Source organism: Mesorhizobium sp. M7A.F.Ca.US.011.01.1.1, assembly GCF_003998295.1.
Taxonomy (GTDB): domain Bacteria; phylum Pseudomonadota; class Alphaproteobacteria; order Rhizobiales; family Rhizobiaceae; genus Mesorhizobium.
In genome coordinates this window covers 1-705 of record NZ_RZRT01000214.1, presented here as the reverse complement: position 1 = coordinate 705, position 705 = coordinate 1, and the positions used below count along the sequence as shown (strand labels likewise).

At 61.0% G+C, this 705-nt stretch carries 1 protein-coding gene; it reads right to left on the bottom strand.

Features of this window, described 5'->3' with window-relative positions:
• Positions 1–705: strawberry notch-like NTP hydrolase domain-containing protein (locus EOA13_RS37390; RefSeq protein WP_206535387.1), on the bottom strand; the 705-nt coding region annotated here is incomplete at both ends.

Sequence of the window (705 nt, the reverse complement as noted above, 5' to 3'; positions counted from 1 at the left end):
CGTGAACGGGCCGCGAATAGACATTGCCCTCCGCGTCCGAATATTCCTCGAACAGCTGGGTGGGGAAGGAGTGCAGCAAGTACCCGCCGACGTACTCGCGCGGCGTGACGTCGACATGCAGATCCGACCATTCCTCGGTTGGGATCTCGGCAAGGCGTCGTTCCATCAGCGCTTCGCCGGTCGAGACGATCTGCACGACTGCCGAATGGCCATCGGCGAGGTCCTGCTCGATCGCGCCAATCAGCGTTTGCGTCATCATCGAGGTGATCAAATGCGAGAAAAAGCGCTGCTTGGTGCTCTCGAAGGCCGAGCGCGCCGCAGACTTGGCGTTACGGTTCAGCGTACCGGACTCATTGGTGATGTTGGTCGCCTCAAGTGCGGCGGTCAGGTTGTTGTGGATGACCTGGAATGCGTCGGCATAGGCGTTGTAGATACGGATCTGTTCCTCGGTCAGCGCGTGCTCGAGCAGGTCGTATTCGACACCGTCATAGGAAAGAGAACGCGCTGTATAGAGGCCGAGCGACTTGAGATCCCGGGCGAGCACTTCCATCGCCGCGACACCGCCGTCCTCGATCGCGGCGACGAATTCGGCACGGTTGGCAAATGGAAAATCCTCGCTGCCCCAGATACCGAGACGTTGCGCATAGGCGAGGTTCTCGACGGCGGTCGCACCGGTCGCGGAGACGTAGACAACGCGGGCATCGG